Source organism: Streptacidiphilus pinicola (assembly GCF_003258295.1).
Classification (GTDB): Bacteria; Actinomycetota; Actinomycetes; order Streptomycetales; family Streptomycetaceae; genus Streptacidiphilus; species Streptacidiphilus pinicola.
The window spans coordinates 1-8973 of the sequence record NZ_QKYN01000246.1 but is presented as its reverse complement, the minus strand read 5'-3'; the positions used below and the strand labels follow the sequence as shown (position 1 = coordinate 8973).

Annotated in this window: 10 protein-coding genes and 1 pseudogene; 5 read left to right on the top strand and 6 right to left on the bottom strand. The window is 69.3% G+C overall.

Annotated features, from left to right (window positions below; translation table 11 throughout):
- Nucleotides 1–482, top strand: a 482-nt coding sequence (locus DN069_RS40775; protein WP_165845834.1) for a hypothetical protein, incomplete at its 5' end; no start/stop codon positions are given.
- Between the two features lie 284 nt (nucleotides 483–766).
- On the opposite strand, the gene DN069_RS38530 is transcribed toward DN069_RS40775, so the two are convergent.
- From DN069_RS38530 to DN069_RS38515, 5 genes are all read right to left on the bottom strand, one after another.
- Nucleotides 767–1339 (bottom strand): alpha/beta fold hydrolase, encoded by a 573-nt coding sequence (locus DN069_RS38530; RefSeq protein WP_243640335.1) that lies wholly within the window; start codon nucleotides 1337–1339, stop codon nucleotides 767–769.
- Between the two features lie 11 nt (nucleotides 1340–1350).
- The gene (locus DN069_RS42235; RefSeq protein ID WP_243640334.1) at nucleotides 1351–1590 is read right to left on the bottom strand and encodes an alpha/beta hydrolase family protein; all 240 of its coding nucleotides are present in this window, start codon (nucleotides 1588–1590) and stop codon (nucleotides 1351–1353) included.
- 297 nt (nucleotides 1591–1887) lie between these two features.
- On the bottom strand, nucleotides 1888–2148 hold the full coding sequence (locus tag DN069_RS38525) for a GDP-mannose 4,6-dehydratase (protein WP_111507896.1): 261 nt from the start codon (nucleotides 2146–2148) through the stop codon (nucleotides 1888–1890).
- A 56-nt stretch (nucleotides 2149–2204) separates the two neighbouring features.
- The gene (locus DN069_RS38520) at nucleotides 2205–3008 is read right to left on the bottom strand and encodes a hypothetical protein (RefSeq protein ID WP_133260199.1); all 804 of its coding nucleotides are present in this window, start codon (nucleotides 3006–3008) and stop codon (nucleotides 2205–2207) included.
- Nucleotides 3009–3254: 246 nt separating this feature from the next.
- On the bottom strand, nucleotides 3255–3557 hold the full coding sequence (locus DN069_RS38515; RefSeq protein WP_111507894.1) for a hypothetical protein: 303 nt from the start codon (nucleotides 3555–3557) through the stop codon (nucleotides 3255–3257).
- Nucleotides 3558–3687: 130 nt separating this feature from the next.
- On the opposite strand from DN069_RS38515, the pseudogene DN069_RS38510 reads away from it, so the two are divergent.
- The 4 genes and pseudogenes from DN069_RS38510 to DN069_RS38495 all read left to right on the top strand — a co-directional run.
- Nucleotides 3688–4224 (top strand): annotated as a pseudogene (locus tag DN069_RS38510) (UDP binding domain-containing protein); the annotation flags it as partial.
- 119 nt (nucleotides 4225–4343) lie between these two features.
- Nucleotides 4344–4781, top strand: a complete 438-nt coding sequence (locus DN069_RS38505; RefSeq protein WP_133260198.1) for a DUF732 domain-containing protein — start codon at nucleotides 4344–4346, stop codon at nucleotides 4779–4781.
- A 77-nt stretch (nucleotides 4782–4858) separates the two neighbouring features.
- On the top strand, nucleotides 4859–6970 hold the full coding sequence (gene ligA, locus DN069_RS38500; protein WP_111507892.1) for an NAD-dependent DNA ligase LigA: 2112 nt from the start codon (nucleotides 4859–4861) through the stop codon (nucleotides 6968–6970).
- A 309-nt stretch (nucleotides 6971–7279) separates the two neighbouring features.
- On the top strand, nucleotides 7280–8440 hold the full coding sequence (locus DN069_RS38495; RefSeq protein ID WP_133260197.1) for a WD40/YVTN/BNR-like repeat-containing protein: 1161 nt from the start codon (nucleotides 7280–7282) through the stop codon (nucleotides 8438–8440).
- 52 nt (nucleotides 8441–8492) lie between these two features.
- On the opposite strand, the gene DN069_RS38490 is transcribed toward DN069_RS38495, so the two are convergent.
- Nucleotides 8493–8729: a hypothetical protein gene (locus DN069_RS38490; protein ID WP_111507890.1), complete on the bottom strand. Its 237-nt coding sequence runs from the start codon at nucleotides 8727–8729 to the stop codon at nucleotides 8493–8495.
- Nucleotides 8730–8973 lie beyond the last annotated feature (244 nt).

The window sequence follows — 8973 nt, the reverse complement described above, 5'->3', positions numbered from 1 at the left end:
CCCCGCACCTGCCCCCCGTACAGGACTCAGGCCGGAGCGCGGCCGAGAGCAGCGGGAGGGCCGGGGCGGGGGCCATCACGCCGGAGCAACTCCCGCGGCACAGCCCACAAGCGCCCGGAACGCCGGGACAGGACCTCCTGTGGACCGTCGCGGACGCCATCCCAGGACTCACCCTCACCGGCGCCACCGTTCGACGTCTGGGCGACAAGGTCGACGAGCTCCTGCGTCGCGGCTGGACCCGCACCCGCATCCTCACCGCGCTGACCGCCGACACCGAAGGGCTCACCCACCCGCGAGGAGCCCTCGCATGGCGCATCGACGACCTGCTCCAGACCCCGACCCCGCACCACGCCGAAGCAGCTGCAGCACCGTCCCGCCCCGCCGACCGCGGGGTCCACCGCGAGTGCCCGGGCGACGACGGCCTATGCGGCCGCCCTCTGGCCGTCGGAGAGAGCCTGTGCCACCACTGCGCCCCAAGGTGAGCGCACATGACCCGAGCCCAAAGACCAACCGAAACCGCGTCCGCCGCGCGCGTCGCCCGCACAACGGCGACCGAGCCGAAACGATCGCTCCACCTCCGGTAGGGCGTGGTGCCCAGTCGGCCGTGCGGCCGGGGGAGGAAGCCAACCGCGCTCGAAGTCGCCGCAGATGTCCGCTCCGGCCAGGCCATCAGCGCGCTCAGCGGGACCGCCCGGACGCTGTTCCCGTACCGGCAGCGGCCGCAGGTGCGGGAACAGCACGAGCGCCTGGTCGTCCTCGCGGCCGGCTAGGACGCCAGGAACTCGGTCACCTTGCCGATCACCTCTTTCTGCCACGCCTGCGTCTGCGGGTCCGCATGGGCCGGGTCGTCGTGCACCGCGAAACCGTGCTGCGCGCCGTCGAGCTCGAACAACTCGGCTCCCTGTCCCGCGCCGAACAGCGGGGCGTACCTGCGCGAGAGCTCCACGTCCACGAACGTGTCCTTCGTCCCGTGGACGACCAACACCGGGCACAGTACGCGGGCGCAGAGCGCTTCCGGCGCCGGCAGTTGGAACACCTCGTTGAGCAGCGCCCGGCCGGTCTCGAACGGCACACGAGGCAGGGCCCCGGCCTGGTCGAGCTCAGCCGCACGATCCGCAGACAGGTAGTCACCCAACCAGCCGGAGCGCTCCTTGATGTACATGTCCTTGTAGTTGATGCGCGGGTTCAGCAGCACCAGGCGTCCGACGCCCTCGGGGTAGTGGGCGGCGTGCAGGGCGGCAGCGCCACCCGAAAGGGACGCCGCGATGACGTGCACCGGCCCCGGGTGGGCCGTGCTGGTGCGCAGGTGATCGGACGCTGCCCGGATGTCGTTGGCCACGCCGGCGATCGTCAGATCCGCAGCGCGCCCCCACTGGCCCCGTGCGCGCGCAGGTCGAACCGCAGGCTGGCGACCCCAGCCGCTGCCAAGCCCTCAGCGAGCCGCGTGAAGAAGCCGCCTTCCTCCCGGGTCACACCGGAGCCGTGAGCCAGGACCACACCCCCGACAGGCGCCATCGTGGTGGTTGTCATGGTGAGGGTGCCGGACAGTCGAGTGCCGTCCAGGGAACGGAATTCCGTGTCGTCAGCCATACCGTCGAGCGTAGGTGTGCTCCCAGGGCCCGCGATACCACCACACCATTCGCTCGATCAATGGGCAGTCATGCCCCGTTCCCGGCCTGCCGGGACGTACGCTCGAAGAGAGCCTCCGCTGTTCCCCCGTGCAGCGGCGGCCCCGAGCACAGTGGAGGGCCCCGGCCACGGACCTGTTGGAACTGGGGCCTGGCCTTGCGTCCCGCCGTCAGGCGGCGGGACGCAGTGCTTCGAAGCGCGAGGTGCGGGTCTCGGCGCGGGGAACACCTCTGGTCCAGGCGTCGAGCCGGGTGATGTTCATCGCTGCGTCCGTGAACAGGTGCTGCAGCTGGGTCTTTTCCGCAGCGCCGCCGACTCATCCGCGCTCCCGGTCAGCCACGGCCCGCACACATCGTCGGTGGAGACGTGGACGAACTGGCTGATGATGTTCTTGCTGGCGGCGTCGAGGAGCCGCTGGGTGCAGAGCAGGTCGGGCGCGGCGAACGTGCTGGCCTTGAAAAACGACTGGTCGGCGTGGGACTCGGCCGCGAAGCCGAACTTCTCGACCGCGGCCTCCACGAACCGCCGACCCGATCCGCCCTCGGCCCGCCCAGCAGCGGATCAATGCCACAGTCTCAACACTGTGAGCCAGAACCGAAGACGGTCTGAGAGACCGGTCCCGCGCTGTTGAAGTACTGCGACTGCAACTGGATCTCCAGGAAGTACGAGTGTGTCCGATAAGCGGTCTGGACCACTTGCGACACATCCACGCCGCGGAACTGCCGCACCCCCACCGCGTCGATCGCGCTGGACTGCGGGGCGGGCACCGCCCTGATCCACACTGGCAACGCGGGCCGCTGCCCCCACACCCCGACCGTGAGACCCGATCCGAAGACATCCGAGTAGGAGGCCGTTGGAAGGTCACTGACCTCAAGCGTGCGTCCCGTCCGGCAGCTGACGCCTCTGCCCACCATGGGAATGGCCTTCCAGAGCAGGGACATTCCGCCATTGGCCGGTGAGTGCCAGCCTGCCTGTTCGATCGCCGCGCTGATCTCGTGGGTCCTCGTGAGGAGGTTCCCGTCGAAGGCCAGGTAGTACGTGGTCGACCGCCCGCAGGTCACCGGCCCGAACTTTGCGAAGAACTCGCCGGACATGCGGCTTTCGCAGGTGTCCACAACGGACGTGGCCACCTTGGCGAGCCAGGGCAGCGAGTTGAGGCCCGCGTCGATCCTGTCCATGTCTGTCGTGGTCGACGCGTCCGCGGATGAGACAGCACCGGATTTCGTGATCGCGACAATGTCGGGCCGGTGAGGATCGCTGTTCTCGCGAACGCCGACGAAGGCAAGCACGGGAATCCCCACGAGGACCGCTGTCACGATCGCAAGCACGACTCCCGCGGCGCCAGCCCTCCTGCCTGAACGCCCCTTGCTCTCATCCATTTGCTGATGATCGCAAGTCCGGCTCGCATCGCAGCTTCTCGGCGGTCACCGTTCGGCCACGATCTCACGCACGACGAGCATCCGGAACCCGGCCAACTCAGCCCGAAACGTCTCTGATCACCGGGGGCGGACAGCCCCAACTGCCGGGGCCCTGAACGTCGTCGTCACCAGGGAACGCCCCGCAGTCCCTGGCTGGGAGAGTAGATGAACCCGTACGTCATGGCCGCGAGCACGATCGCGGACACGTCAGTGCCGCAGGGCTTTCCAGGCGTGCCAGCAGCGTGCGCCTGCCCACAACGGCGCCCCGAGGGGGGCCAGCGCGATCCGGATCCACCTTTCTTCCGGCTCGTTCCGCCGCCACATGCGTGCCCCCGTCACCGCTGCTGCCAGCACCCAGACTGCGAGGAGGACCTGCGGGATGCGGTTGTTCGGCCACACGCCGCTCAGCAAGGCCAGCGCGATGATGCCGCACCAGGAAAGCAGCATCCCGACCCACGGCCCGAAGAAGATCAGCGCCAGACCCCGGGTCTGCTTTTTGTCAAAACCCACGGGCGATGATCCCACGGCCGCTCCCAGGTGCCCAGAGCCCCGCGAGGCAGCGGACGGATCCCCGCCCGCCAGGCGGTAGCCACCTCCGTTGCTGCGGCCGCTGGTCGCCACGCCCTCCGCTGTTCCTGGCTCCAAGCCCTTCGGCTACATGCCCTTCACGCCGGGCCCCGGCGTTGGCGGACACTGCCTGCCCATCGACCCGTCTTTCCTGTCATGGAAGGTCGAGCGCACAGTCGGGGTCCCGTTCCGGTTCGTCGAACTCGCCAACGACGTGAACAACCACATGCCCGACTACGCGGTCCGGCGGCTCATGGAGGCGCTGAACACGCGTCGCAAGACCATCAACGGCTCCCAGGTCCTGCTGCTTGGGCTGGCGTACAAGCCGAACACCTCCGACGCCCGCGAATCGCCCTCCACTCGCGTCGCCGAGCTGCTGCTCGGCCTCGGCGCCGAGGTGCGCGCCGCGGACCCACATGTCGCGGGCGACATCCGCGCCGACGCACGCCTGATCCAGGTTGACGCGACGCCCGAGGAGATCGCGGTCGCCGACGCCGTTGTGCTGCTCACCGGCCACGCGGTCTTCGACTACGAGGCGATTTTGGAGCACGCGTCCTACGTCCTCGACTGCCGGAACCGTCTGGCTGGCGCGAATGTCGACCTGCTGTAGGTGTCCAAGCGTTGTCTGTTGCGTCGCGCTTCACGTGTTTTTGGTTATGTTTTCACAGATCAGGTCGGGTTTCTTTGACGCCTCGCGAAGTAGCCGCCGCGCCCGTACAGTGGCCAGCCGTGACCTTGAAAGCCTCTTCTGCGATCGTCACCGCGGTCCTCGCCGTGCTGGCGACCGCAAGCGGCTGCAGCAGCCCGAACACACCGGCCGGATCCGCTAAGCCCAGCGCTCCAACAGTCATGGTCTCCTCGGCGAGCGAATCAGCGGACTCTCGGTTCCTGGCGCAGTTGCGCGCAGTGGGAGCGATTCCCCAGTCCGAGACCCAGCGGTTCTCGCCGAAGGAGAGCTCTGACGCGCAGCTCCTTGCGATCGGCCACGAGGCGTGCGCTTATCTTCAAGGCCACAAGCCGGCGGATGTGTTGGGCTTGTTGCAGAAGACGGGCTGGTCGACACACGACTCGACCGTGGTCATCCTGGCGGCAGCGCAACCAGACGCGCTCTGCCCCGGCCAGACGAAGGCTGTGGAGGCCTGGATCCACGCCGCAACCGGAAGCTGAGTCAGCGCCCGAGGCGGGCCGGCTGACCGCAACGTGCGAGGTCGCCGGTGCCCTACCTGTCAGTGGTGATCGCGAGAATGAGCAGCATGACGAAGCCCTCTGCCGCTGTGCCCGCTGTCGACCTGGCCGATGAGGCCGCTTACCTCGATGCCGTCGCGCAGGCGCGTCAGGCAGCCGACGCCTACTACGGGTCGGGCGAGTCGGGTCTGGACGACGAGAGCTACGACCAGCTGCTGCGCGGCATCACCGCGTGGGAGGACGCCAACCCCGGGCAGGTCGCGGCGGACTCACCGTCGCAGCAGATCGGCGGCGGGGTAGCCCTGGGAGACGTCCAGCACGCCGTGCCGATGCTCAGCCTGGGCAACGTCTTCTCCGACGAGGAGCTGACGGTGTGGGCCGCATCGGTGGAGCGGCGACTCGGTGGGGAGGCGGTGGCCGGGTGGGCCGTGGAGCCCAAGCTCGACGGGGTGGCCCTGGCAGCGCGCTACAGCAAGGGGAGGCTCGTGCAACTGGTCACCCGCGGCGACGGGACGACGGGGGAGGACGTGTCCCACGCCATCGGCGACATCACCGGCCTGCCCGCGCAGCTGACCGAGCCAGTGACGATCGAGGTCCGGGGCGAGGTCCTCATGACCGAAGCCCAGTTCGCCGCCGCGAACGAGCAGCGGACCGCACACGGAGCCACCGTCTTCGCGAACCGCCGCAACGCCTCCTCGGGATCGCTGCGCGCCAAGGACCGCGCCTACCGGATCGAGCAGACCTTCCTGGCCTACGCCGCGCTCACCGACCCCGAGCACACCGACGACCTCACCCTCGCCGCGCTCACCCACACCCAACTCGTCGCCCGCCTCGGCGCCCTCGGGCTGGGAACCACGGCCGGCACCCCGGTTGCCACCGAGGCCTACGCGACCCTGGAGCAGGTCGCCGACCGGGTGCGTGAGATCGGCGCCCTGCGTTCTGAGCTCGACTTCGAACTCGACGGGGCCGTGATCAAGGCCGACAGCCCCGCCGACCAGGAGCGGGCCGGGACGGGCTCGCGGACACCCCACTGGGCCACCGCCTTCAAGTTCCCCGCCGCGCAAAAGATCACGGTGCTGCGGGCCGTGGAGTGGAGCGTCGGCCGGACCGGCGTGATCGCCCCGCGCGCCGTCCTCGACCCGGTCGACGTCGCCGGCACCACCATCACCTACGCCACGCTGCACAACCCGGCCGACATCACCCGCCGCGGCCTGATGCTCGGGGACCACGTCGTGGTCTACCGCGCCGGCGAGGTCATCCCGCGTGTGGAGGGCGCGGTCGCGGGCCAGCGCACCGGGGACGAGCAGCCCATCGTCTTCCCCGAGCGCTGCCCGCGCTGCGGCGCCGACATCGACCGCAGCCAGGAGCGCTGGCGCTGCGAACGGGGACGCGCCTGCGGCCAGGTCGAAGCCATCCGCTACGCCGTCGCCCGCGACGCGCTCGACATCGACGGCCTCGGCGAGAAGATCGTCGTCCAACTCGTCGACAAGGGACTGATCGAGGACTTCGCCGACCTGTTCACCCTCACCCGCGACCAGCTCCTCACCCTGGACCGCATGGGCGACAGAAGCGCGGACAACCTGATGGCCGCCATCGAGACCGCCAAGACCAAGCCGCTCAACCGCGTCTTCTGCGCCCTCGGCGTCCTGGGCACCGGCCGCTCCATGTCACTGCGCATCGCGGCGCACTTCGGCTCCCTGCAGGCCATCCGCGACGCCGACGCCGTGGCGCTGGAGCAGGTCGACGGCATCGGCAACGAGAAAGCCCCCGTCGTCGTGGCGGAGCTGGCCGACCTCGCCCCGCTCGTCGACAAGCTCGTCGCGGCAGGCGTGAACATGGAACAGCCCGGCTTCGTCCCGCCAACTGCCACTGATGCCGACGCCGACTCGAAGACGACCGCTGACGCTACGGCGAGCGCGCTGCCGCTGGCCGGGCTGACCGTGGTCGTCACCGGCGCGATGACCGGCCCGCTCGCGGAGCGCTCCCGCACCGAAATGACGGAACTGATCAGTGCAGCCGGTGGCCGGGCGTCCTCCAGCGTCTCCTCGCGCACCCACCTCGTCGTCGCGGGCGAAAACGCCGGCAGCAAACTCGCCAGGGCCCAGGCCCTGGGCATCGAAACGATCACCCCAGAAGAGCTAGCTCAGCGCCTTGCCGCCCTCCTTGAGTGAGCGGGCTGGCCGGAAACCACGCGGGACCCCATCGGCTGCTCACGCTTGGCGCAGCGCCGCGGAGTCGGCGTTGCGGACCTGGTGAGGCACCTCAGGGTGACGAGAGCTGTCCGGGGGCGGGATTCCCCGCCTGACCACCCTTCAGCACGCCGACCAGGTCGTCATGTTCGCACCGGGCGGAGGAGCCGGCCCCACAGCGAGGAGCCAGGTGGGGAGCTGCCAACTAGCCGACGTCCGCGGTGCGTGCGCGACCGGTCTTGAGTCTCAATTCCCGGTCCGCTCGTCCACGTGGGTGTAGCTTCTGCCGTCGTGACGAAAATTCGCGCGCTGGTGGCGGGGGCGACCGCAGCTGGGCTGCTGTTAGGCGTGACGGCCTGCTCGAGCAACGGGACCAGCCATCAGGAGGACACCGGACCCGGGCTCTATAACCATCTGAACTGGACTTCGTGGATTAACGCGCAGGACGGTTGGCTGGGCGTCGCGCGACCCTGTAAGACCAGCAGCTGTCACGAGACGCTCCGCACCACCGACGGTGGTCGGACCTGGACGCGAATCTCACAGCCCGTCGACGGAGATGGGGAGTTTGGCGGCCTGCTGCCGGTCACTGCGTCCATCCTCTATAGGACCGACCAGGACAGCAGCGGCAGCGGGGCCCTCTTCGTGAGCACCGACGCAGGGGGGACCTGGGCGCCCGATCCAACGCGCGGCGGCGGCGCGGGGGTTTCGACCCTCAGTCTGGCGGCTCGCGGTGGCACCGTGATTCGCGCGGGCTACGAACGGCAGGACCCGGACTGTCCTGACACTGGGAATTGCGGCGACGAGATTCAGGTGACCACTGCGGGGTCGGATTCCTGGCACACCGTCGTCGCCCCGATCACGAACGGGGCGAGCCAGAACGCGAAGGTCGTCTGGCAGAACGACCGCGTGGTCTACGCGGGATTCTTCGGAGAGCCGGACGACAGCGCCACCGACGCCGTGTACCTCGACAGCCTGCTCTTCCGGAGCCTCGACGGTGGCAGGCATTGGACTCCCATGCCTGATCCATGCCGGGCCGACCACGGCGGGACGACAGGGCTGGCGACCGCCGCCGGTGATCGCCTAGCAGTGGTCTGCGGGGCGTCATCGGGTCCGGGGGCCCCGACCGACGTGTTCCTCAAGGTGTCCACCGACGACGGCATCACCTGGGGACGGTGGCACTTCACCTCGAACGCAAACGGGATAGGCCACCAGATCGCACTCACGAGCTCGAGGATAATCTCCGCGACCGAGAACGGCGTGCAGACCTCGACCGACGGCGGTGCGACTTGGCACGACGTAGAGTCCGTCCAGCCCGGCTTCAACCCCAGCTTGGTTCTGTCCGGTTTCGACGGCAGCGACGTCGGCCAGGTCGTCGACGAGCACAGCAACACCATGTGGACCACCAGCGACGGGGGCGCGCACTGGACCCGGCGCGACGTCAGCACGAGCTGATTGCTCGCGTCGCGCAGGCGTTGCTACTGCTGGTGCGACCCGTGCGCTACTGCTAGGCGCGACCCGCCAGGAGGACAACCAAGAGCTGGCGCAGCTCGGCAGCACTCGCCCCGTACTTGAGCACCCGGTCCGACACGAACGTCGACTTGATCTTGAGGTCTTCGACCACCACGCCCTGCTCCGGGTTGGCGGTGGCGCGGACGCGCGGGCGGTGGCGTTCGGGCAGGCGGCGCGCGGTGGCCTCGTCGAACTCCCAGACGGAGACCGGTGCGACGGTGGCGATGGACATGGGGTGCTCGCCTTTCCGGGCGGCGTAGTTCTTGCCCGCGCCTGTCGGGCCGTGGGCTACCCCGTGGGCTGCCCCGTGATCGAGGGGGTGGGGTACCCCGTGGCCTATCCCGTGGGCTGGGCTTTCATGCCCTCGCGCTCAACTCGGGCTCCTCGCTGGTCAGATGGGGCGCCGAGGCACCCTCGTGCCCTGACATCCCCCTCTGCGCGCCTGCCTGTCCCGGAGTGAATGGGGAGGGGAGGGC

What these genes read in the sequence shown, in the direction of transcription:
- DN069_RS38490 (WP_111507890.1), bottom strand. Translation starts at nt 8,729, where the DNA reads ATGTCCATCGCCACCGTCGCACCGGTCTCCGTCTGGGAGTTCGACGAG.
- DN069_RS42235 (WP_243640334.1), bottom strand. Translation starts at nt 1,590, where the DNA reads ATGGCTGACGACACGGAATTCCGTTCCCTGGACGGCACTCGACTGTCC.
- ligA (WP_111507892.1), top strand. Translation starts at nt 4,859, where the DNA reads ATGAGCAGCATGACGAAGCCCTCTGCCGCTGTGCCCGCTGTCGACCTG.
- DN069_RS38520 (WP_133260199.1), bottom strand. Translation starts at nt 3,008, where the DNA reads ATGGATGAGAGCAAGGGGCGTTCAGGCAGGAGGGCTGGCGCCGCGGGA.